This window comes from Microbacterium sp. ZW T6_19 (assembly GCF_044987465.1).
Taxonomy (GTDB): Bacteria; Actinomycetota; Actinomycetes; order Actinomycetales; family Microbacteriaceae; genus Microbacterium; species Microbacterium natoriense_A.
Window position 1 is genome coordinate 80022 of sequence record NZ_JBJDRH010000013.1, and the last position, 22207, is coordinate 102228.

General features: G+C 69.6%; 19 protein-coding genes. 10 read left to right on the plus strand and 9 right to left on the minus strand.

Translation table 11 applies throughout. From position 1 onward, the window contains the following. The first annotated feature begins 30 nt into the window (after positions 1-30). Complete coding sequence (locus ACI3KT_RS16835; RefSeq protein WP_404905651.1) at positions 31-1335, plus strand: phosphotransferase; 1305 nt, start codon at positions 31-33, stop codon at positions 1333-1335. Here the strand turns inward: ACI3KT_RS16835 and ACI3KT_RS16840 are convergent. After that, a complete protein-coding gene (locus ACI3KT_RS16840) occupies positions 1281-4781 on the minus strand; it encodes a UvrD-helicase domain-containing protein (protein ID WP_404905671.1) in 3501 nt (1166 codons plus the stop codon). The two genes, ACI3KT_RS16835 and ACI3KT_RS16840, sit on opposite strands and share 55 nt — an antisense overlap. Before the next feature lie 11 nt (positions 4782-4792). Beyond that, on the minus strand, positions 4793-8002 hold the full coding sequence (locus tag ACI3KT_RS16845; protein ID WP_404905652.1) for an ATP-dependent helicase: 3210 nt from the start codon (positions 8000-8002) through the stop codon (positions 4793-4795). A 156-nt stretch (positions 8003-8158) separates the two neighbouring features. Between ACI3KT_RS16845 and ACI3KT_RS16850 the strand changes: the two genes are divergently transcribed. Both ACI3KT_RS16850 and ACI3KT_RS16855 read left to right on the plus strand, forming a co-directional pair. Next, positions 8159-8383: a DUF3107 domain-containing protein gene (locus ACI3KT_RS16850; RefSeq protein ID WP_292909894.1), complete on the plus strand. Its 225-nt coding sequence runs from the start codon at positions 8159-8161 to the stop codon at positions 8381-8383. Positions 8384-8386: 3 nt separating this feature from the next. Continuing rightward, entirely contained in the window at positions 8387-8674 is a 288-nt protein-coding gene (locus ACI3KT_RS16855; protein ID WP_404905653.1) for a hypothetical protein, read from the plus strand. An 11-nt stretch (positions 8675-8685) separates the two neighbouring features. Here ACI3KT_RS16855 and ACI3KT_RS16860 read toward each other — a convergent pair whose 3' ends face one another. Beyond that, on the minus strand, positions 8686-9402 hold the full coding sequence (locus ACI3KT_RS16860; RefSeq protein WP_292909890.1) for a ferritin-like fold-containing protein: 717 nt from the start codon (positions 9400-9402) through the stop codon (positions 8686-8688). A 166-nt stretch (positions 9403-9568) separates the two neighbouring features. Here ACI3KT_RS16860 and ACI3KT_RS16865 point away from each other — a divergent pair, with 166 nt between their 5' ends. After that, a complete protein-coding gene (locus ACI3KT_RS16865) occupies positions 9569-11074 on the plus strand; it encodes a DEAD/DEAH box helicase (RefSeq protein ID WP_292909888.1) in 1506 nt (501 codons plus the stop codon). On the opposite strand, the gene ACI3KT_RS16870 is transcribed toward ACI3KT_RS16865, so the two are convergent. Beyond that, entirely contained in the window at positions 10987-11976 is a 990-nt protein-coding gene (locus tag ACI3KT_RS16870; RefSeq protein ID WP_404905654.1) for a DUF817 domain-containing protein, read from the minus strand. The two genes, ACI3KT_RS16865 and ACI3KT_RS16870, sit on opposite strands and share 88 nt — an antisense overlap. Before the next feature lie 57 nt (positions 11977-12033). Continuing rightward, entirely contained in the window at positions 12034-12903 is an 870-nt protein-coding gene (locus ACI3KT_RS16875) for a PHP domain-containing protein (RefSeq protein WP_404905655.1), read from the minus strand. Positions 12904-12961: 58 nt separating this feature from the next. On the opposite strand from ACI3KT_RS16875, the gene ACI3KT_RS16880 reads away from it, so the two are divergent. Together ACI3KT_RS16880 and ACI3KT_RS16885 are read left to right on the plus strand one after the other, a co-directional pair. After that, positions 12962-13987 carry an endonuclease/exonuclease/phosphatase family protein gene (locus ACI3KT_RS16880; RefSeq protein ID WP_404905656.1) on the plus strand — a complete coding sequence of 342 codons (1026 nt, stop codon included), beginning with the start codon at positions 12962-12964 and terminating at the stop codon, positions 13985-13987. Between the two features lie 121 nt (positions 13988-14108). Further along, positions 14109-15530, plus strand: a complete 1422-nt coding sequence (locus ACI3KT_RS16885) for an aminopeptidase P family protein (RefSeq protein WP_404905657.1) — start codon at positions 14109-14111, stop codon at positions 15528-15530. A gap of 112 nt (positions 15531-15642) precedes the next feature. Here the strand turns inward: ACI3KT_RS16885 and ACI3KT_RS16890 are convergent, their stop codons facing one another. From ACI3KT_RS16890 to ACI3KT_RS16905, 4 genes are all read right to left on the minus strand, one after another. Then, on the minus strand, positions 15643-16035 hold the full coding sequence (locus tag ACI3KT_RS16890; protein WP_404905658.1) for a VOC family protein: 393 nt from the start codon (positions 16033-16035) through the stop codon (positions 15643-15645). 178 nt (positions 16036-16213) lie between these two features. Continuing rightward, on the minus strand, positions 16214-17398 hold the full coding sequence (locus tag ACI3KT_RS16895; protein ID WP_404905659.1) for a MalY/PatB family protein: 1185 nt from the start codon (positions 17396-17398) through the stop codon (positions 16214-16216). 15 nt (positions 17399-17413) lie between these two features. Then, entirely contained in the window at positions 17414-18064 is a 651-nt protein-coding gene (locus tag ACI3KT_RS16900; RefSeq protein ID WP_404905672.1) for an alpha/beta family hydrolase, read from the minus strand. Between the two features lie 16 nt (positions 18065-18080). Beyond that, on the minus strand, positions 18081-18737 hold the full coding sequence (locus tag ACI3KT_RS16905) for a general stress protein (RefSeq protein ID WP_404905660.1): 657 nt from the start codon (positions 18735-18737) through the stop codon (positions 18081-18083). An 87-nt stretch (positions 18738-18824) separates the two neighbouring features. On the opposite strand from ACI3KT_RS16905, the gene ACI3KT_RS16910 reads away from it, so the two are divergent. Genes ACI3KT_RS16910 through ACI3KT_RS16925 form a run of 4 tightly spaced genes read left to right on the plus strand, consistent with a single transcriptional unit; the run spans position 18825 to position 22191 of the window. Continuing rightward, positions 18825-20087, plus strand: a complete 1263-nt coding sequence (locus ACI3KT_RS16910; RefSeq protein ID WP_292907228.1) for a magnesium transporter MgtE N-terminal domain-containing protein — start codon at positions 18825-18827, stop codon at positions 20085-20087. Beyond that, a complete protein-coding gene (locus ACI3KT_RS16915; protein ID WP_292907226.1) occupies positions 20087-20590 on the plus strand; it encodes a DUF1003 domain-containing protein in 504 nt (167 codons plus the stop codon). Before ACI3KT_RS16910 ends, ACI3KT_RS16915 begins: the two co-directional genes overlap by 1 nt. Next, on the plus strand, positions 20587-21705 hold the full coding sequence (locus ACI3KT_RS16920; RefSeq protein ID WP_404905661.1) for an Mrp/NBP35 family ATP-binding protein: 1119 nt from the start codon (positions 20587-20589) through the stop codon (positions 21703-21705). Before ACI3KT_RS16915 ends, ACI3KT_RS16920 begins: the two co-directional genes overlap by 4 nt. Before the next feature lie 3 nt (positions 21706-21708). Further along, a complete protein-coding gene (locus tag ACI3KT_RS16925; protein WP_404905662.1) occupies positions 21709-22191 on the plus strand; it encodes a YcxB family protein in 483 nt (160 codons plus the stop codon). Positions 22192-22207: the final 16 nt, after the last annotated feature.

The following is a 22207-nucleotide window of genomic DNA, read 5'->3' on the forward strand; positions in this document are numbered from 1 at the left end:
ACCGCCCCTGAGCCGACCTACCCTGGGGGGATGGGACGCTCTCCTTTCACTCTAGCCGCGGCAGTGACGGCCGCACTGCCCGGGGCGGAGGTGACGGGCGCGCGTGCCCTGACCGCCGATGGCGACGGCCGCTTCGACTCCGCCGTCGCATCGCTGAGCGACGGACGCGAGCTCGCGATCCGCGTCGCCGACGACGATGATGCGGCCACGGAGCTGGCCGCAGAGGCTCTGGCGCTGCGCGCGCTGACCGCCGGCGCGCGCGCGATGCTGCCCTTCCGCGTTCCCGAGTACATCGGCGAAACGCGCGTGAGCGACGGCCGTGCTCTCGTCACCGAACTGCTGCCGGGATTCCAGATCGAAGCCGCCCATGTGCCTGCTGGGCGAGGAGCGGCCGAGTCGATGGGCGCGGCCATCGCCGCCGTGCACTCCATGCCGACCTCCGTCGTGCGCGGCGCCGGTCTGCCTGCCCGCTCGGCCCAGGAGAGCCGCGATGAGATCGCCCGCGTGGTGGACGCGGCCGCATCGACCGGGCGTGTCCCCGCGCGCCTGACGGTGCGGTGGCGCGAGGCCGTCGCTGACGACGACCTATGGCGATTCGAGTCCGCCGTGACCCTCGGTGGGGTGCAGTCCACGTCGTTCCTCTTCACCGACGATGCCGATCGGGGGCCGCAGGTCTCCGGCATCGTCGGCTGGCACGCACTGTCGGTCGGCGACCCGGCTGTCGACCTCGCGTGGCTCTCGGCAGCACCGGAAGCGGCCGACGACGTACAGGCGGCGTACGCGCAGGCTTCGGCGCGCACGCCCGACGCGGCGCTCGACGTGCGCGCCCGCCTGCTCGCCGAGCTGGAGTTCGCGCGCTGGCTCGTACACGGCGACTCTCTGCGCCGCCCCGACATCGTCGACGACGCGGCCGCGTTGCTCGAGGCTCTCGCCGACGGTCTTCACGCTGGCGATCTGACCGTGATCGCAGCACGCAGCGAAGGCGTGGACTCGGCGATGGATGCGCTGGACAGCGTGCCCGCGGGCGCTGTTCCGACCGCCGACACGTCTATGCGGACGGACGCCTACAACCCGAACGAGCTCTGGCGAGATGAAGACCTCGACACTGCCGACCGCGACGACCCGGCCAGAGACGACGCCGCGCATCGCGCGGAGGTCGCGGGTCTCGACACCGAAGACCTCTCCTCCCTGAGGGCGTCGACGACGTCGGGCGACGCGGGATCGGGCCCGGGTCTTCCCGAGCGTGCCGACGACGACAGTTCGTCGCCCGAAGACGAGGCTCAGCGCGCCGCGCGCGCCGCGCTCCAGCGCTGGAAGAGCTCAGACTCCGAGTAGATCCGGTCTCCGCGGATCACGAGATCGTCGGCCACGTAGTAGAGCGCGACGTCTATGTCTTCCAGCGGCACCCCGAACCGGCGGTGATACGCCAGTCGATACAGAGCGAGCTGGAGCATCCGCTCCTCGCGTTCGGCCGGAGTGCGCGGAGCCTTGCCGGTCTTCCAGTCGACGATCTCGATCCGCCCCCCGCGATCCTCCCGCCGGTAGACGGCGTCGAGCTTGCAGATCACGACGTGGGCGCCGACTCCTGCCGGTTCCTCGTCGGGTTTCGGCTCGCTTCGCTCGCTCGACGACGTGGCGACTGGCTGTCCGCCGAGAGCGAAGTCGATCTCGATCTCGACGGCGATCGGCTTGAGCGGGCCCCATTCGCTGCGCTCGAAGATCTCCTGCAGCGTACCGAGGTCGGCGGCGTCCGCGGCCGAGACATCCGCTGCCGCGGTCATCTCATCGTCGTCGATCTCCCAGAGCGCCTCGTCCACCCGGCTGCCTACGCCGACCTGCTCGCTGCGCTGCTCCACCCAGGCGTGGAACAGGGTGCCGAGCCGCGTCTGGCGATAGGGGCGCTCGGGCATCGGCCGCACGATCGATGAGAGCGTGCCGCCGAAGTCGGTGACGTAGTCCTTGAACTTCGACGCAGGGACGCGTGTCGGGGGCGGCACGTCCGTCCCCCGCAGGCGGGCGGCACGCTCGGCCAGCAGGCGCGCGAGCTCGGTGCTCGGCTCGGGATCCCGCTGATGCGCCTCGCGAACGGCATCCGCTGCTGCCTCGACCCGACTGCGCCGGGCGCCGAGCGGGTCGAGCGGCCATGCCAGGGTGGCACCGGGGCCGTCGTACGGATTCTCCTCGGGGTCGATCTCTCCGATCGGGTCGAGTCCGAGCACGTCCATCGCCTCGCGCAGGTACGGGCTCGGCACACGAGGCTTCTTCTGCCCGGCCCAATGGGCTCCTGAGAGCAGCAGATCCGTGCGAGCGCGAGTCACCGCGACGTACGCGAGCCGGCGTTCCTCCTGCTGCTGATAGTCGCGGTATGCCGCCTTGAACACCGTGAGGGCGCCAGGCGCGTTCTTGCTCGCGCTCGTCAGCGAGGCGATTCCCGCCTTCAGCTTCCTGGCCGGATCGGTCTCGCCCGCGACCGCGACATCCGGATCCCACGCGAAGCACGGAAGCGCATCACGGTCTCCGCGCAGGGCGAACGGGACGACCCCGAACCCGAACCACCCCGAGGTGTCGGTGGGACGGCTGGGCAGCTCGTCCGCGACGAGGCGCACGACGGCTACCGCATCCCACTCCAGCCCCTTGGAGCCGTGGATCGTCAGCAGCTGCACCACTCCCGGCTCTGGCGGTTCGGGCCGCGGCATCAGCTCATCGGTGCTCTCGGCTTTGTCGAGCCAGGCCAGAAGGCTCCCGATGGTCCCGCGTTCGTCGGCCGACAGGAACGCGCGCACTTCGTCGGCGAAGGCTCTCAACTGCGTCGCCGCGACGCGCGCCGGTCCCCGGGTCTCGTTCGCGGCGAGCTCGACGTCGAGGCGCAGCTCGAGCTCGATCAATCTGATCAGCTCGGGGATGGGCTGCGACGACGCCCGGCGAAGCCGCTCGAGCATCTCCCCCGCTGCTCTGATGCGCGAGCGTCCTTCCGCGCTGATTCCCTCGAGCATGCGGTAGTCGTCCCGCACGGCGCGTACGACGTCGACGGCGTCGACGATCGAGATCGCTTCGTCGGCTCCGCGCGAGGAGCGCAGACGCATGCGTACCTCCTCCGGCAGGGGTCCCATGCCGGTGTCGGTCTCGGAGAGGCGACGGCCGAGGTCGTAGAGCGCGGCCATGTCGGCGACGCCGACGCCGAATCGAGGTCCCGTGAGCACACGGATGAGCGCGGAACCGGCTGTCGGATCATGCACGACCCGCAGCGTCGACACGACGTCGACGACCTCTGGAGTGGACAGCAGCCCGCCGAGTCCGAGGATGCGGTGAGGAATGCCGCGGGCGGCCAGGGCGGCGGCGAACGTCTGCATGTGCTTCTTCGAGCGGAAGAGGATCGCGCCCGTGTGCGGCCGTCCGGCCGCAGTGGCGTCGTGCTCTGAGCGACGCTCGGCGAACCACCCCGCCACCTCGTCGGCCTCGTCGTCGACCGTGAACGCGAAGCGGACCTCCGCACGGCCCTCGCCTGCACCCGGACGCGCTTCCAGCGGCGGCACATCGAGACCGGGGCGCTGCAACGGCACCAGCACCTCGTTCGCGATGTCGAGGATGCGGCGGTCATTGCGCCAGCTCGTCATCAGGCTGTACGTCTGCGCAGGTCGGGAGCTCGAGAACGCCCCCGAGAAGGCGTACAGGTTGTCGGCGCTGGCACCGCGCCAGCCGTAGATCGACTGATGCGGATCCCCGACGGCCATCACCGCCGAATCGCGGAACAGCTCGGCGAGGAACCGGGTCTGGATCACCGAAGTGTCCTGGTACTCGTCGAGGAGGACCACACGGTGCTGCTCGCGCAGCTCGTCCCGCACGTCGGGCGATGATTCGACGATGTCGTAGGCGCCGCCGACCTGGTCGGCGAAGTCCAGCACTCCGCGTCGCGCCTTCTCGGAGATGTACTCGCGGACGAGCGTGCCGAGCGTGGGCAGACTCAGCAGATTCGCCGTCGCCTTGTCGATGTCGGCGTTGCTCCGGTACGGCTCGAACGCGAGCGCCTGCGCACGCGCGATGCGCTCCGCCTCGTCGAGGTCGACCCGATGATCCAGCGCGTCGCCCGCCAGCCGCTGCACCGCATCGATCACGGTGCCGAGGGTGTAGTCGATTCCTTCGAGTTCTGGCAGGTCGCTGCGCAGCACGACCTCGCGCGCCAGCATCCACGATGCCGCCTGGCTGAGCATCGCGACATCGGAGTCGCGGCCGATGCGTGCGGCGTGCTCGCGCACGATCCCGTCGGCGAACGCGTTGTAGGTCGACACCCGAGGTCGGATCATCAGATCCTCAGCCGAGGGCGGCGTGGTCGGATCCCAGCCGGTCTCGTAGGAATCTGCGAGTTCGTCGAGCACATGCCGTCGCACGAGCTCACGCTGTCGCCCCGACGCCGCGTCATCGACACGACGCAGCACTCCAGAGGCGACGATCTCGGAGAGATACGGGAGGAGCCCCCGCCGGCCGTACTCGTCGATCACGGCGAGACGGGCGCCGATGCGCTCAGCGAGCTCTCCCGCGGCCTTGCGCGTGAAGGTGAGACCGAGGATCTCGTCTCGCCGCACGTGGCCGTTGGCCACGAGCCAGACGACGCGGCCGGACATGGTCTCGGTCTTGCCGCTGCCGGCTCCGGCGACCACGAGAGCGGGAACGGGAGCCGCCTGGATCACCCGCTGCTGAGCCGCGGTCGGCGACGGCTGTCCGAGCGCGGCCGCCACGTCGGTCGCGGAGAGGTCGAGTGTGCCCGGCCAGCTCGGCTCCGTCATCTGCAGAAGGCTCACGCGCTCACCGCCGGCACCGTGTGGATGCGGCACGGCTTGACACGGTTCCCCTGGGTGTCGGCGCAGTGCGCCTCGACCTGGGCCGTGAAGCTGGACGCGGCCATGCCGCGGGCGGCTTCGGCCACGCGGAGCAGGAAGGCGGTCCGCCCGTCGTCATCGAGGGTGTGCTGATGGGCGATCCGGTAGTCGCTCTTGGCCAGCGTCTTCGACACGAGGACGAGCCTCGCTCCGGCGAGCGCCGCAGGGTCCGCCCCGTCGATGAGTCCCTGCTGCACCGCCACCTGATAGGCGGCCAGCTGTGCGTGTTCGATCACCCCGGAGTCGGATTCCGGGTCGTTCTTGCCTGTCTTGAGGTCGACGACGACCACCCTCTCGTTCTCAGCCTGCGCCGTGATGGGCTCCGACCCGCGCCCCCGCGCGTGGCCGTGGTCGCCTGCTCCCGCCGGATACGCCTCGACACGGTCGATGAATCCGTGGATGATCGCCTGACCGCCTCGGTCGTCTCCCACCTCACGCACGGCGGGCTCGTCGCCGACGTCGACCGCGAAGCGGAACTCCACCTCGCTCGCGATCGCCCGCCCTCCGTCGGCTCGGACGTCGCCGAGGTAGGCGTGCAGACGGTCGACCAGCAGGTCCGCGCGGCGCCGTTCCTTGCGTCCGATCCACTCGGTCTCGAAGTCGAGCTCGGGCCAGTGCTCGTCGACGATCGCCCGCATACGCTCCAGGTCGCCGTCCGGAACCTTCTCCATCGCCTCATGCACGATCGTGCCGATACCCGCGGTCGGCGGCATCACCGTGTCTCCGCCGAGGGCAGAGACCACCCAGTTGACGCCGCACTCCTCGAAGGACTCCATCTTCGACGGCGACACCCTCGCTCCATCGACCGCGAGGTCGCGGAGCGGGGCGTCGGTCGACGGCGGCAGCACTCCGTACCAGTCGGCGGGGTCGGCGCCCGGTACGCCTTCACGCGCCAGGACCGCGAGCTGCTGCGCGGCATCCGCCCTGACCGACGCGGACGAGGACGTCGTCAGCGCACGACGGTGACGCGCCACGAGCCCTCGCAGGGTGAGCGGATGCTCGGCGGAGGCGTGCATCTCAGGCGGGCCCGGCTGAGGCAGAAAGCCGAAGAACGCGCTCGGCGTCATGTCATCGTCCTCGACTGCGGTGACCAGCAGGCGCCGCCGCGCGCGCGACACCGCGCGCACGAAGAGACGCAGTTCGTCGTGCAGAGCCGAACGGCGTCGATCGAGCGCCCCCGGCTCCTCGATCGCCAGTCCCTCGCGCGCCGCCGTGAGGACATCGGCGAGACGCCAGGTCTGCAGCATCCCCCCGCGGAGCCGCACGTTCGGCCAGACGCCGTCCTGCACGCCTGCGACCACGACCGCATCGAACTCGGTCCCGAGCGCCGTCGCCGGCGTGAGAAGGGTGACCCGACCCGGCCGTTCGGGACTCGACAGGGTGTCTTCGGGCACCTCGCTGTCGAGGACGTCGCGAACGAAGATCTCGGGCTTCTCGTTGGGCGTGCGCTCGACGAACCTCTTCGCCGCGTCGAACAGCGAGACCAGCGCGTCGAGGGCACGCGCGGTCTCCGCACCGCTGGCCTGCAGCGCCATCTCGCGCCAGGCCACATGAAGGCGTCTCCCGTCGATCGCGCGCGACTGGTCCCACACGCGCCACAGCAGATCGTGGATCGTCTCTCCGCGCTCGGCCGCCGCCGAGACCTCGGCGATGGTCGTCGCGAAGCGCGCGGCCGTGCGCGACTCGGCCGCGTCGATGAGGTCGAAATGCGCAGGCGAGGCGAAGGCCTGCCGCAGCAGCTCGCGCGCCGGTGTCGATCCCCCGTTCTCGAGCTCGATGTGTCGCAGCCGGGCGCGCAGGCGCCGCAGGCCGATCGCGTCCATCCCGCCGAACGGGGTGCGCAGCGCCTCCTCGAGCTCTTGCGAGGTGCGCTGGTCGACCGGGGTCAACGCCAGGCGAACGACGCCCACGATGTCACGCACGATGGTCTCGCTGCCGAGCGGACGCTGCACGCCGGCGGCGCGGGTCGGGATCTCGCGCGCCGCGAGCTCCGCCTCCAGCGTCGTCACTTGACGGGTGTCGTGCGCGATGACCGCCATGCGGTCCCAGGGCACTCCGTCGGTGAGATGCCACCCGCGCATGACGCCGGCGATGCGGTCGAGCTCCTCGTAGGGCGACGGTGCGATGAAAGCGGTCACCGCGGCATCCGTCTCCGATTCGGCCACGGGCACCGGCGCGCGGCGATGGTCGACCCGCCCCGACGCACCGATCGCCTGCGTCACCGTGCGCGTGAGCGCAGTGAGTGCGGGCGCCTGCCGGTGCGGGCTCTCGAGCACGTGCACCTCGCCGAGCGCGCCGGCGAGTCGGGCGAACAGCTCGGGGCTCGCACCGCGGAACGCGCCCGAGGAGATGTCGGGGTCGCCGAAGGCGAGCACGGCGACTCCTCGCTCCCGAAGCGCCTGGACGATGGCGACGCCGCCGCGCGTGAGCTCCTGTGCATCGTCGATGAGAACGACCCGGAGGGCCGACAGAGGCCCCAGGGTCGCGGCATCGGCGCTCTGCAGGATCGCGGATGCCTCGGCGAGAAGATCGGCGGCATCGCGGTGCGCCGCTCGCGCGGCGTCGAGCACGCGACGGTAGTCGACCAGGAAGTCGGCCACCGCCGACCACACCGGGTCTCCCGCCGCTCTGAGCTCGGCGGGATGCGCGCCGAGCTCGGTGCATTCGGCGAGGAAAGCACGCAGCTCCGACCGGAACCCCTTCGAGGCGCGCACTGACGGGCTGAGCGCTTCGGGCCAGGCGACCTGCTCGTCTTCCGCGTCGCCCGCGAGCAGCTCGGCGATCAGTCGGTCCTGGTCGGCGCCGGTGAGGAGTGCCGGTGGCTCGAGACCGGCCCGCACCATCGCGCCGCGCACGAGTTGAAAGGCGAAGGAGCCCAGCGAACGGGCCAGCGGCCCCGGTGTGGCCTGTCCGATCCGCACGCCGATGCGATCGCGCAGCGCAGTCGCCGCCTGGCGGTTGGGGGTCAGCACGATCAGCTCCTCCGGCGACAGCCCCTCCTCGTCGAGCAGGTGCACCACGCGGTCCACGAGCGCGCGGGTCTTGCCCGTACCAGGAGCGCCGATGATCACGCCGGAAGCCGTCACGGCAGCACCGACGACGGCCCCCTGCGCAGCATCCCGTGTCATGGATTCCACGCTACTGGGATGCGCGGACATCAGGATCGGCCCGCCTCGTCCGCCCTTCTGTGCGCTCACGGCGTAACCGGCGCCGGGACAGATCCGGCGACGGTCGCCCGGGGTAGAGTTGGGCGCAGTCAGTAGCCTCATACACAGGGAGCACGCGTGGAAATCCGCATCGGCATCGTCAACACCGGCCGCGAACTGAACTTCGAGACCTCCGCCAGCGCCGATGAGGTGCGCACCAAGGTGACGGCCGCCCTCGAGCAGAGCTCGACGCACCTCGACTTCGCTGACGTCAAGGGAAACTCCTATCTCGTTCCGACCGCGAACCTCGCCTACATCGAGCTGGGCACCGAAGAGTCCCGCCGCGTCGGCTTCGTCGCCTGAGTCGTGTACATCCTTCTCGCGCTCATCGGGGCGTGCGCGCTCGGCATCGCCGCCCACTACATGATCGGCGGACGTGAGCTGCGCGGCGTCGCCGTGACGCCGGCGATCGCCACGGCGCTGGCCGCGATCGTCTACACCGGCTCCCAGTGGGCAGGCGTCGGCGAGGACAGCGTCTGGCTGTGGCTCGCGAGCGTCCTCGGTTCGGTGCTCGTGGCCGCCCTCGCGACCGTCGCGATCGTCGCGGCGCGTCGGCGGTCGGATGCCGCGGCGAAGGCCGCACTCGGCATCTGACGCGAGCAGCGCTAAGAGGCGAGCCCCATCGCGTCCATACGTCGAGCGTGCGCGCCCATGAGCTCGGTGTAGACCGGTTCGATGCGCTCGTCGTCAGCGGCCGCGAGCGCGTCGGGGCGCAGCGCCGAGCGGCACACGAGGATCGTGTCGCCGACGAGGCGTCTGGCCCACATCGACAGCAGCGAGCGCCACTCCTCATCGCTCTCGATCGTCTCCTGGATGATCGCGACGATCTCATGGCGGGCGTCGTCCTCGCTGAGGATCCGGCGCACCTTCTCCCCTGTCTCGCCATAGCTCGCGGCGAGCGCGAGATAGAAGTCGTCGAGCATGCCGGCGGTGATGTGCACGGCCAGCATGGTCTCGCGCGGACGCGCGCCGATCGTCTTGCGACGGAACGCGTCGAGGTTCTCGCGGAAAGGCAGCATGAGCTGCGTGGGATCTTCGCCGCGTGCGGTGATCAGATCGACGATCGCGCGGTGCTTGGTGAGGGTGGCGCCGGCCGCTCGCGAGAGCGATTCCTTCTCGGAGAGCTCGGGCGTCGCGCGGATCAGACGCGTGAGCGTCTCGAAGTAGCCGAGCTGCAGGTACGCGGCCTGCCCGAGGAAGCGGTTCAGCTCGGGGGCGAGCTCTGCGAAGTCGACGCGGGTCGCGCCGCTCTGCTCTCCGCGGCTGCGCAGCGCGAGCGTGCGCCGCGGGGTCTTGCTGCGATTCCAGAACCAGTTCACCACGGCTTCACACTACTCGGGGCGGCCATCCCTCGAGGGCGCGACGGCCCCTCGGGTAGGCTGGTGTCGTCCCCGCCGTCGGAGCGGGGCCCCGCGCCTGTGGCACGCAGACGGCGTGGATCCATGACGAGGCGACTCTCCCATGTCGCCGGACAGGCATCTGAACATAGTGACAACTTTCGCTGATCTCGGTATCGATCAGGACATCATCGACGCGCTGGCCTCCAAAGGCATCGTCGATGCGTTCCCCATCCAGGAGCAGACCATCCCCCTCGGCCTTCCGGGCCAGGACATCATCGGCCAGGCCAAGACCGGAACCGGCAAGACGTTCGGATTCGGCATCCCCGTCGTCCAGCGCCTCGGCCTGAACCCGGAGCACGGAGTGAAGGCGCTCATCGTGGTGCCCACCCGCGAGCTCGCGGTGCAGGTGTACGAAGACATCGATCTGCTCACCAGCAACCGCTCCACGAGTGTCGTCGCGATCTACGGCGGCAAGGCGTACGAGGGCCAGATCGATCAGCTCAAGGCCGGTGCCCAGATCGTGGTCGGAACCCCCGGGCGTCTGATCGACCTCGCCGGTCAGCGGCTGCTCGACCTGTCGAACGCGACCGAGGTCGTCCTCGACGAGGCCGACAAGATGCTCGACCTCGGCTTCCTCGCCGACATCGAGAAGATCTTCCAGAAGGTCCCGGCCGTCCGGCACACGCAGCTGTTCTCGGCGACCATGCCCGGCCCGATCGTCGCCCTGGCGCGCCGGTTCATGTCGAACCCGATCCACATCCGCGCGACCGACCCCGATGAGGGCCTCACGCAGGCGAACATCAAGCACCTCGTGTACCGCGCGCACTCCATGGACAAGGACGAGATCATCGCCCGCATCCTGCAGGCCGAGGGCCGCGGCAAGACGGTGATCTTCACGCGCACCAAGCGTGCGGCGCAGCGCCTCGTCGACGAGCTGGGCGACCGCGGCTTCAACGTCGGCGGTGTGCACGGCGACATGGGCCAGGATCAGCGCGAGCGCTCGATGGCGGCGTTCAAGGCCGGCAAGCGCGACGTGCTGGTCGCCACCGATGTCGCCGCGCGCGGCATCGACGTCGACGACGTGACGCACGTGATCAACCACACCATCCCGGACGAGGACAAGACGTACCTGCACCGCGCAGGCCGCACCGGCCGCGCAGGCAAGACCGGCATCGCGGTCACCTTCGTCGACTGGGAGGACCTGCACAAGTGGGCCCTGATCAATCGCGCCCTCGAGTTCGGCCAGCCCGAGCCGGTCGAGATCTACTCGTCGAGCCCGCAGCTGTTCGAAGACCTCGACATCCCCGCCGGCACGAAGGGTCGTCTCGTGACGGCGCCCAAGGCTGAGAAGCCGGCACGCGCTCCTCGCGCGGAGCGGGCGGCGGATGTCGCCGCCGAAGGCACTGCGGAGGGCGGCACTCGCCGTCGCCGTCGCCGCCGCGGCTCCGAAGCGGTCGGATCGACTTTCGTCGAAGGCTCCGCATCCGACTCGACCGAGTCCCCCGCGCCCGCCGCCGACCGCAGCGCCGAAGGCGCAGGCACGCATGACGGTGCGGGCAAAGAGCATCACGACGGCAAGCCGGCTCCGGCGCGCCGTCGCCGTCGCCGCCGCGGCGCAGGGGGCGCGGGAGCGGCTCCCGTCACCGGCGCCTGAGATATCTCCGATGGGGCGGATGCTGCGGCATCCGCCCCATCGTCGTCCTGCGCGATGTCCGGCCTCCGCGGCGGATAGACCCAGGTGACCATCACGACCGAGATGATCATCAGCAGGAACCACGAACTCAGTTTGCTGAGCGACACGGGCTGCCAGTTCACCGCCTGGTCGGGATACGCCCACGCCCCCGCCCAGGTGCCGATGTTCTCCGCCAGGTAGATGAACACCGCGACTCCGGCGAAGACGGCCACCAGTGGAAGCCGCAGCGTGCGCCGCCACACTCTCGCATGCATCACGGTGGGCAGCCACAGCACGACGACGCCGGCGAGCAGCACCCAGCGCGCATCCCACCACCAGTGGTGGGTGAAGAAGTTCACGTAGACGGCGGCCGCGAGCACCGTCGTGAGCCAGCGGCGCGGATAGCGCGTGAAGCCGAGATCGAACAGCCTGTGCACTCTCACCATGTACGAGCCGACGGCGGCGTACATGAAACCGCTGAACAGCGGGACGGCGCCGATGCGGAGCACTCCGTCTGCGGCGTATGCCCACGAGCCGACGTCTGTCTTGAACAGCTCCATCACCGTTCCGGTGATGTGGAAGAGCACGATCACCCACAGCTCGCGCCCGGTCTCGAGTCGGAAGACGAGCATCGCGACCTGGATGAGCACCGCCGTGATCGTCAGCGCGTCGTTACGGGCGACGATCGCGTCATCGGGGTACCAGAGGCGGGCCGCGACGATCGCGGCGAGCAGAGTCGCGCCGAACACGCACGCCCACGCCTGCTTGAGCACGAACACCGCGACCTCGATGAGCGCCGCCCGCAAGCCCCCACCGGGCGCGTCCTTGAGAAGGCGGTGAGCGACCGCATCGATGCGCCGCTCGAGAGTGGTCCCCCGTTGCATGCGTCGAAGACTAGGCCCGCAGGTCGACAGATGCCCGGGAGAGTGCCGACAGCACCCTCAGCTTCGCGGGTACCGGGGTGTGGTACCGGACGCACGATCGATCAGACGCGCCACCATGTCGTCCGACGTCGTGTTCTCCCCCGGACGGTTCGGCTTCCCCGCGCCGTGGTAGTCGCTCGAACCCGTGACGATGAGGTCGTGCTTGTGCGCGATCTCGCGAAGCACGCGCTTGCCGGACGCCGTGTTCTCTCGATGCTCGATCTCGAACCCGCCGAGGCCGGCGGCGATGAGCTGTTCGACGAACGGCATGGGCATCATCCGGTCGCGTCCCGCCGTCGAGGGATGGGCGATGATCGCGACTCCCCCTGCCTCTGTGATCAGGCGCACGGCCGTGAGCGGGTCGGGCGCGTAGTGCGGCTCGTAGTACCCCTCTCGCGGGTGCAGGATGCCGTCGAACGCCTCCGTGCGGTCGCGCACTATCCCGCGGGCGACCAGCGCGTCGGCGATGTGCGGGCGGCCGACAGTCGCATCCGCGGTGGTCTGCGCGAGCACGTCGTCCCAGCGCAGGTCGTAGTCGCGGCCGATGCTGCGCACGATGCGCTCCGCCCGGCCGATCCGGTCACCGCGGATGCGTTCGGTCTCCGCGACGAGCGCCGCGTCGGTCGGGTCGAACAGATACCCCAGGACGTGCACGCTGCGCCACTCGTGCTTCGCGGACAGCTCCATACCCGGTATGAACGTCATTCCCAGCGCGTTCGCGGCGTCAGCCGCCTCGTCCCACCCTGTCGTGCGATCGTGATCGGTCAGCGCGGCCGTCCGCACGCCGTACCCGTGCACCTGGCGCATGACCTCGGCGGGAGCCTCCGTGCCATCCGAATGGTTGGAGTGCAGATGCAGATCCGCGGGGCCGGAGAACAGGTGCGACATGCTCCGAGCGTATCCCGGCGGCAGAGACTTCACAGACTGCGCTTCTAGGCTGGATGCGATGCTTCGACTACTGGGGATACTCGTCACCGTGCTGCTCGCGATCGCCACGGCGATCGCGGTGTGGCCGCAGTTCTTCCATCTCGAGCAGACGTACCCGTTCACGCAGATCGTCGCGGCTCGCGGTGCGGTGCTGGGCGCCCTCCTCCTGCTTGCCGTGCTCGCCCTGCTGCTCATGTTCTCGAAGACCCTGCGCGGGTTCGCGGCATCCGTTCTGATCACCGCGCTGCTGGGCGCCGGGGCGACTGCGCTCATCGGGATGAACCGAGGATTCGGGCGCGACACCCTGCCAGAGGCGACCGACACCAGCATCCGAGTTCTCAGCTGGAACACGGCGGGCGAAGTGGTCTCCGCCGAGACCATCGCGCAGCAGGTCGTCGACAGCGGTGCCGATATCGTCGCCCTGCCCGAGACGACCGAGGCCGTCGGCGAACAGATCGCCGTGATGCTCCGAGAACAGGGGCACCCGATGTGGGTGCACACCGTGCAGTTCAATCCCGATGTCGTCGACGGGCCCAAATCGTGGCAGACGACCGTGCTGGTGGCGGCCGATCTCGGCCAATACTCGGTCATCGAATCGGCTCAGGACGGGTCGAGCAACACCGGCTCCGTACCGAGCGTCGTGCTGATGCCGGTCGACGGCACCGGTCCCACGATCGTGGCGGTTCATGCCGTCGCGCCGCGTCGGGAGGAGATGGGCCAGTGGCGCAGCGACCTGCAGTGGATCGCCGATCAGTGCCCGGAGGGCGACTTCATCCTGGCCGGCGACTTCAACGCGACGATCGACCACATGGCTCCCTTCGGCGTGGGCGGCGGCGACCTGGGCTACTGCCGGGATGTCGCGTCCCGAACGGGCAACGGCCTCAGCGGCACCTGGCCGAGCTCGCTGCCCGAACTGCTCAGCGCACCGATCGACCACGTGATGGCATCGCAGAACTGGACTCCGACGGGATCGATGATCATCTCGGATGCCAGCGGCAGCGATCACCGTGGACTCGTCGTGCAGCTCGAGCCCGCAGCCGGCTGAGCCCAGACGAAACGCTCGATCGCGACCGGCATCCGTGCCTCGGACGAGACGAATCGCCGGCATCCGCTCCCCCTCTCCTGCGAGCCGAGCGAATCGGCCGACGGGGTGACAGACTTGATCCATGAACACCGGAGAACGCGACACGATCGCCGAGCCCACGGCTGAGCCCACCACCGAGAACAGCACGACGAACCGCAAGCAGCCGTTCCCGCGCGGCTTCCTCGACACCATCTCGACAGGCTGGGCCGAGCGCCCCGAGTCGCTGCCCGCGCCGCGCGCTCAGGCGCCGTACGCAGCAGCTCGGCGCGACGCCGTCTCGGCCGCGTTCCCCGGGAAGCGCCTGGTGATCGCCGCAGGCGCCCTCAAGCAGCGCAGCAACGACACCGACTACGTGTTCCGCGCGCACTCCGCCTTCGCGCACCTCACCGGCTGGGCGTCGGATGCCGAACCCGATTCTCTGCTCGTCTTCGAGCCGACGGATGCCGGACACGACATCACGCTGTACTTCCGCGAGCGCGCCGACCGCACGACGACCGAGTTCTACGCGGATGCGACGATCGGCGAGTTCTGGATCGGACCGCGTCCCGCCCTCGCCGGCGTCGCGGCCGACCTCGGCGTCGCCACCGATCACCTAGACGCCTTCGAAGCCGGCGATGAGGACGTCACGCTCGACGACGCAGAGCTCTCCCGCTTCGTCTCCGAGCTGCGACTGATCAAGGACGAGTTCGAGATCGCCGAGATGCGCCGTGCCGTCGAGATCACGGCGAGCGGCTTCGACGACATCATCCGCTCCCTCCCTCAGGCGATCGAGCACGCCCGAGGCGAGCGCGTGGTCGAGGGTGTCTTCCACCGTCGCGCACGTGAAGAAGGCAACGGCGAGGGCTACGACACCATCGCGGCGTCGGGCCCGCACGCCTGCTACCTGCACTGGACCCGCAACGACGGCACCGTGGTCCCGGGAGACCTGATCCTCGTGGACGCCGGTGTCGAGGCGGACAGCCTGTACACGGCGGACATCACCCGCACACTGCCGGTCTCTGGCACGTTCACCGAGGTGCAGCGCCGCGTCTACGAGACCGTGCGCGAAGCAGCCGATGCGGCCTTCGCCGCCGCTCAGGTCGGCGTGCCGTTCCGCGACGTGCACGGCGCCGCCATGCAGGTCATCGCCGCTCGCACCGCCGAGTGGGGACTGCTGCCGGTGACGGCCGAAGAGGCGCTCGACGCGGATGCCGGCGGCCAGCACCGCCGCTACATGGTGCACGGCACCTCGCATCACCTCGGCATCGACGTGCACGACTGCGCACAGGCCCGGCGCGAGATGTACTACGACGGCGTGCTCGAACCCGGCATGGTCTTCACGATCGAACCGGGCTTGTACTTCCAGATCGACGACCTCACGGTTCCCGCCGAATACCGCGGCATCGGCGTGCGCATCGAGGACGACATCCTCATGACCGCAGACGGCCCCGTGAACCTCTCGGCCGGCATCCCCCGCACGGCCGACGAGGTCGAGGCGTGGATCGCTCGGGTACAGCAGGCCTGAGCCGCTTCCCGCCACGCCCGCCCCACGCGAGAACAGGTCAACCGCTCCGGACAAGGACATCCTTCGTGGATCGTCCTGATCTGGAGCGGTCGACCTCTTCTCGGCGGCGGTGTCAGGCCGTCTCGGCGACGATCTCGACTTTGAAGCCCTCCGCGTTCTCCACCCAGCCCGCGTAGTGGTCGGGACCGCCGGCATGCGGGTATCTGTCGTCGTACAGGGGCGCCCACCCGTGTGCAGGAGCTGCCTGCATGAGCGCGTCGACGTCCGCGGGCGATCCGCCCCGGAACGCGAGATGGTTGACGCCCGCACGACGACGATCATGCGCGGCATCCGTCAGAGTCGGCGAGGTGGTCAGCGTGATGTAGGCGCCCCCGGCATCCCACGTCTGGCCGCCGTCCCATGCGGCCGACAGCGAGAACCCCAGTCGCGCCAGCATCCACGACCATGACGTGCCGAGTTCGGCGACCCAGATTTCGACGTGATGCAGCCCTCTCCTCGCCGTCATCCGCTCATCCTCTCATCCGAAACCACCGTCAGCGACGGAGAACTGCGCTTGAGAAGGACCGACTGAGCAGAATCGTCCTTCTCTGCTGCGGTTGTCCTTCGCGAGCGCAGCGAAGCAGAAGGGGAGGCGTCAAGGCGACGGGGCGGACGTCGTGGCGACGGAGGGCGGATGCCGGGCCTCAGACGCCGACGGGAACCCCGCGCCGAGCCAGCGCCGCCGCCATCTGCCGCACCGCCTGCTCGATGATCGGGCGCGGCGTGGCGAGGATGAAGCGCAGGAACCCTTCTCCAGCCGCTCCGCACGCGATGCCATCGGTGAGCGCGACCCCCGCCTGTTCACGGAAGAAGTCGGCCGGCGATCCCTCGATGCCGAGACCACGCGCGTCCAGCCAGGCGACGTAGCTGCCCTCGGCGGGCGTGTATCCGATGTCGGGGATGTGCTCGGCGAGCAGCTCACCCAGCAGGGTGCGATTGCCGTCGAGGTAGGCGTGCGTGTCCGCGAGCCAGTCGCGAGCGTGGTCGTAGGCCGCCGTGTTCGCGATGATGCCCGGATTGCTCGCGAGCAGCTCGTTGCGGGTGACGACCGGGGTCGCCCAGATCTCGGCGTCGGCGTCGTTGCTGAGGATCACCTGCGCCGCCTTCAACCCCGGCAGATTCCACGCCTTCGACGCGCTGGTCGAGGTGATCGTGTGAGCAGCTGCGGCCGCGCTGATGCTCGCATATGGGATGTGGTGATGCGGCGCGAACACGAGGGGGGCGTGGATCTCGTCGGCGAACACCCGTCCGCCGTGCCGCTCGACGATCTCGGAGACGGCGAGCAGCTCGTCGCGCGTGAACACGCGTCCGACGGGGTTGTACGGGTTGCACAGGATCAGCATCCCGCCGCCGTCGGCGAAGGCGCGCTCGAGGCCGTCGAGGTCGAACACGTAGCGACCTTCATCGAGGAGCAACGGCACCTCGATGATCTCCCGGTCGTGCATCGGCGGGATCTTCAGGAACGGCATGTACGCGGGCGTCGGGAGGATGATCTTCGACCCGGGCTCGGTGAAGTGATCGATCGTCGCCCGCATCGCGATGAGCACATCGCCGACCGGTCTGATCCTCGCCGGCGGCACCTCCCAGGAGTACTCGTCGCGCAGCCATCGGGCCGTCGCCTCGGACATCGCGTTCACGAGCCCCGGCGTCGGATAGCCGACGAGCGCCTCGACCGATCGGGTCAGCGCGTCGCCGATCGCCGGAGCCACGCCGAAGTCCATCTCGGCGATGAACGCGCCGATCGCCTCGGGATGGGTCGACCATTTGAAGGCTCCGGTCGCCCGGAGCTGGTCGAGCGTGATCGCGTCGTAGTGGTGTGAGGTGCCCATTGCACCTCCATGCTGTCAGCGGGTCAGGAACTCCGTCACGAATGTGACCAATGATGACCCGATCTCGGATGCCGGGCGCCGCAGTCCCTTCACCTCGAAAGTGTGCCCGCCGCCCTCGATCCACACCACGGTCGCGTCCTGGCACGTCGCCACGACCTCCTCGAACTGCGACACCGGCTGGATGAACGGATCGTTCTCACCCTCGATGAACAGCTGCGGCACGCCGATCGACGGCAGATGCTCGGCGCGCGGCTTCTCCGGCTTGCCGGGCGCGTGCAGCGGATAGCCGAGATAGACCAGGCCCGCGACCTCCATCCCCTCGGCGACGGCCATCGACGCCATGCGCCCGCCGTACGACTTTCCGATCGCCCACACGGGAGCGTCGGCATCCTGCCCCCTGGCGAAGTCGGCCACTGCCCGCCAAGTCACGATCGCGTGCGAGGCCGGCCCCGGCATGCGCCTGCCCTGCTCCACGTACGGGAAGTTGAACCGGAGCGTCGAGAACCCCTGGTCGTGCAGAGCTGCGGTGAAGCCGGTGAGGAAAGGATGATCCATGCCGGCGCCCGCGCCATGCGCGACGATCGCCGTCACGCCGTTCGCTCCGCGATGCCAGTCGCCGGAGACGGCGACGGGACCCGTGGGCAGCTCGACAGGGATCGAGACGATCACGAGCGGATGCCGGTCACGGCTGCCGAGGCTCGGTCGACTCTCCCTCAGAATCGGCCTGCTCGGGCTCCTGCGGCTGGGGCACCGGGTCGGCAGGACGCGGCGGGATCACAGGGGCGGCCGGTGCGGGGGCGCCGGGCGCGGGGATGCGCTCGCCGTACCGCGGCGGCTCGTCGAGGTCGACAGGAGGCCGTACAACGGTCGTCTGCGTCGCGGTGCCCAGGACCTTCTTGGCCTTGGCGACCGAAGCCGGCTGCACGGTCACCTCGTAGTGGTCGGCGGCGAACTGCGTCACGCTCGCGAAGTCGCGGCGACGGCGCACGATCGCATAGGTGACGAGGCTCAGCAGCATGCCGAGCGCGACGCCGATGAAGACGAAGCCGACGAACAGCTGCATCGGCACATCGGGGTTTCCGAGCACCAGGATCGCCGAGAGGAACAGACCGATCAGCACGCCGTTGATCGCGCCGGAGCGCGCCGCCGCCGCGTAGCCGAGGCGTCCGGTGATCCGCTCGACCGTGCGCACGCTCTGTCCGATGATGGCTATGTCTCGCGCAGGGACCTCTTCGGCGATGAGTTTCGACACCGTCTTCTGCGCACCCTCGTAGTCGCGCATCGAGGCGACCACCTCGCCGGTGTCGACGCCAGCTGCAGGACGATTCATCATGCTCATGCGGCCATTGTTCCACGTCCCCCTGCGCGTCGGCGCGGAACCGTGATCAGGGCCACCCCGATCATGGTCGCGCACTACGCTGGAACAGTGAGCACACAACGGGTATTCGCCGCGCGCCTCGCAGGCTGCGCCGTCTTCGACCCCGTGGGCGACCGGCTCGGCAAAGTCCGGGACGTCGTCGTCGTGTACCGAAGTACGGCCACCCCGCGCGTGATCGGTCTCGTGGTCGAGATCCCCGGGCGCCGCCAGGTGTTCCTCTCGATCGGACGCGTCAGCTCGATCCGCGCCGGCCAGGTCATCAGCACCGGCCTCATCAACGTGCGACGGTTCTCGCCGCGCGCCGGTGAAGTGCGCATCCTCGCCGAGATGCTCGGACGCAGGGTGAACCTCGTCGACGGCAGCGGCACCGCGGTGATCGAAGACGTCGCGATCGAGCCGAACCGCCTCGGAGAGTGGGCGATCAGTCAGCTCTTCCTGCGGCGCCCGAAGACCAGCGCCTCTCCGTTCGCGAAGGGCCCGACGACCTTCGCGGCGTGGAACGACGTCTCCGAGCGGCACTCCCCCGGCGAATCGCAGTCGGCCGAGCAGCTCGTCGCCTCGTACTCCGAGCTGCACGCCGCCGATCTCGCGACGACGCTTCTCGATCTGCCTCAGCAACGCCTCATCGAGGTCGCCGAGGAGCTCTCCGACGATCGCCTCGCCGACGCGCTCGAAGAGATGCCGGAGGACGATCAGGTCGACATCCTCGACCGCCTCGGCGACGAGCGCGCCGCCGATGTGCTCGACGAGATGGAGCCTGACGACGCTGCCGATCTTCTCGCCCAGCTTCCGCCCGAGCGACTCGAGCACCTGCTCGCCCTCATGGAGCCTGAGGAGGCCGAGGACGTCAGGATGCTGCTGCGCTACGGTCCCGACACGGCGGGCGGTCTGATGACGCCCGAGCCGATCATCCTGTCGGCCGATGCGACGGTCGCAGAGGCTCTCGCTCTGATCCGCCGCCACGAGCTGCACCCGGCCCTCGCCGCGGCCGTGTTCGTGACGCTGCCTCCGTTCGAGACACCCACGGGTCGCCTGCTCGGGATGGTTCACTTCCAGCGGATGCTGCGCTATCCCCCGCACGAGCGCCTGGGCGCGATCGTCGACGACAGCCTCGAGCCGGTGCCAGTGACCGCATCGGCCGCGGAGGTCGCCCGGATGCTCGCGAGCTATGACCTCGTGTCGCTCCCCGTCATCGATGCGGCCCATCGTCTCGTCGGTGCGATCAGCGTCGACGACGTGCTCGACTACCTGCTGCCGGACGACTGGCGCACGCACGACGAGGACGAGCAGCCCGCCAAGGAGGTGCGCTGATGGCGAAGAACAGTGCACGGCTCGACGCGCCGCTCGGCCGCGGCACGACGCGCCAGCGACCCGTATCGCGTGACCGCTTCGGCCGTTTCACCGAGTGGATCGCCCGCGCGATGGGAACCCCCGCCTTCCTGCTGCTGCTGAGCCTGTTCTGCGTGGCCTGGATCGGCTGGAACACGTTGATGCCCGACAGCGTCCGCTTCGACGACGCGGCGCTCGGCTTCACGGCCCTCACCCTCATGCTGTCGCTGCAGGCGTCGTACGCCGCTCCCCTGATCCTGCTCGCCCAGAACCGCCAGGACGACCGAGACCGCGTGCAGATCGAGCAGGACCGGCAGCGCGCCGAGCGCAACCTCGCCGACACCGAGTACCTCGCCCGCGAGATCGTCGCCCTGCGCATGTCTCTCGAGGAGCGCAACGCGCAGGTCGTGACCCGCGACGTGCTGCGTCAGGAGCTGAAGGCCCTGCTGGCAGAGCTCGACGACCACGACGACAAGGCGTCATGACGACCGCGGACGCCGTCAGGCAGGCGGTGGCGGCTGTCACCGACCCCGAGCTGCGCCGACCGATCGGCGAGCTGGACATGGTGCGCGACGTCGTCGTCGACGGCTCGACGGCTCGCGTGTCGATCGTGCTCACGATCGTCGGCTGCCCGGCGGCTGCCCGCATCGAATCGGATGTGAGGTCGGCGGCAGCATCCGTCGCCGACGTCGACGAGGTCGAGGTGTCTGTCGGGGTGATGACACCGGGCGAGCGCAAAGCGCTCACAGAGAAGCTCCGTGAGGGCCGGCCGGCCAGGCAGATGCCCTTCGGCCCCGACTCGCTGACCCGGGTGATCCTCGTCTCCAGCGGCAAGGGCGGCGTCGGCAAGTCCACGTTGACGGCGAACCTGGCCGTCGCACTCGCCGAACAGGGACTCGCAGTCGGCCTGGTGGACGCCGATGTGCACGGCTTCTCGATTCCCGGTCTGCTCGGCATCCCGGCCGGCACCCAGCCGACCCGCATCGACGACCTCATGCTGCCCCCTGTCGCGTACGGGGTGAAGACGATCTCGATCGGCATGTTCCTGCGCGACGGCGAAGCCGTGGTCGCCTGGCGAGGGCCGATGCTGCATCGCACGGTGCAGCAGTTCCTCACCGATGTGTTCTTCGGCGACCTCGACGTCCTGCTGATCGACATGCCCCCGGGCACCGGCGACATCGCGATCTCGATCGGCCAGATCCTCCCGCACGCCGAGGTCCTCGTGGTGACGACACCTCAGACCGCCGCATCCGACGTCGCGATCCGCAGCGGGCTCGTGGCGCGCCAGACCGGTCAGCAGGTGATCGGCGTCGTCGAGAACATGGCTGCCTTCACCCTGCCCGACGGCACGGTGATCGATCTGTTCGGCTCGGGCGGCGGAACGGCGGTCGCCGAGGCGCTCTCTGCGGATGCGTCCGTCGAGCTGCTGGCGTCCATACCGCTGAGCCCCGCGCTGCGCACAGGCGGCGACGACGGCGTGCCGGTCGTGATCGGCGAGCCGACGGATGCTGCAGCTCTCGCGATCAGCGATCTCGCCCGCACGTTGAGCGGCCGGGGCCGCGGGCTCGCCGGACGCTCCCTGCCCATGCGGGTGGGGTGAGCCGTGCCTGCATCGCTGACGGTCGACGAGCCTCTGCTGCGCGGGATGGCACGTGACGCCTCTGTCTACTCGCTCACCCGTCCCTGGGCGATCGTCATGTGGGCGGCGCTCGCGGCTGCTCTGATCACGAGCATCCTGAATCTGAGTTCGGCGGGGACGGATGCCGACGTCCTCACAGCATGGATGCCGGTTGCCGTCGTCGCCCTCGCCGCGTATGCGATCTGGCTGACCATCGCGAACGCTCGTCGTGCCGTTCGCGCCGCCATGCCGCCCGAGACGACCGTGTGGGTGGAGGTCGGCGAGCGTCTCCTGCGCATCGGCGCCGCCCGACGCCGGTCGGAGATCCCCTACGAAGAATTCCAGAGCCTGCGTGCGGGCCGGGATGCGGTGCTGCTGAAGGTGCGGAACGCCTCGGTCGTGACCGCGCTGCCGCGGGCGCTGTTCACCGACGAGGAGCTCGCCGCGCTGCGCGCCAAGATCGGCTGATCACCGCGCGCCGACG

Coding starts and splice junctions, on each gene's coding strand:
- ACI3KT_RS16905 (WP_404905660.1), bottom strand. CDS start 18,737: ATGAGCATGATGAATCGTCCTGCAGCTGGCGTCGACACCGGCGAGGTG.
- ACI3KT_RS16880 (WP_404905656.1), top strand. CDS start 12,962: ATGCTTCGACTACTGGGGATACTCGTCACCGTGCTGCTCGCGATCGCC.
- ACI3KT_RS16840 (WP_404905671.1), bottom strand. CDS start 4,781: ATGACGGAGCCGAGCTGGCCGGGCACACTCGACCTCTCCGCGACCGAC.
- ACI3KT_RS16890 (WP_404905658.1), bottom strand. CDS start 16,035: ATGACGGCGAGGAGAGGGCTGCATCACGTCGAAATCTGGGTCGCCGAA.
- ACI3KT_RS16895 (WP_404905659.1), bottom strand. CDS start 17,398: ATGGGCACCTCACACCACTACGACGCGATCACGCTCGACCAGCTCCGG.
- ACI3KT_RS16885 (WP_404905657.1), top strand. CDS start 14,109: ATGAACACCGGAGAACGCGACACGATCGCCGAGCCCACGGCTGAGCCC.
- ACI3KT_RS16835 (WP_404905651.1), top strand. CDS start 31: ATGGGACGCTCTCCTTTCACTCTAGCCGCGGCAGTGACGGCCGCACTG.
- ACI3KT_RS16915 (WP_292907226.1), top strand. CDS start 20,087: ATGGCGAAGAACAGTGCACGGCTCGACGCGCCGCTCGGCCGCGGCACG.
- ACI3KT_RS16875 (WP_404905655.1), bottom strand. CDS start 12,903: ATGTCGCACCTGTTCTCCGGCCCCGCGGATCTGCATCTGCACTCCAAC.
- ACI3KT_RS16845 (WP_404905652.1), bottom strand. CDS start 8,002: ATGACACGGGATGCTGCGCAGGGGGCCGTCGTCGGTGCTGCCGTGACG.
- ACI3KT_RS16870 (WP_404905654.1), bottom strand. CDS start 11,976: ATGCAACGGGGGACCACTCTCGAGCGGCGCATCGATGCGGTCGCTCAC.
- ACI3KT_RS16920 (WP_404905661.1), top strand. CDS start 20,587: ATGACGACCGCGGACGCCGTCAGGCAGGCGGTGGCGGCTGTCACCGAC.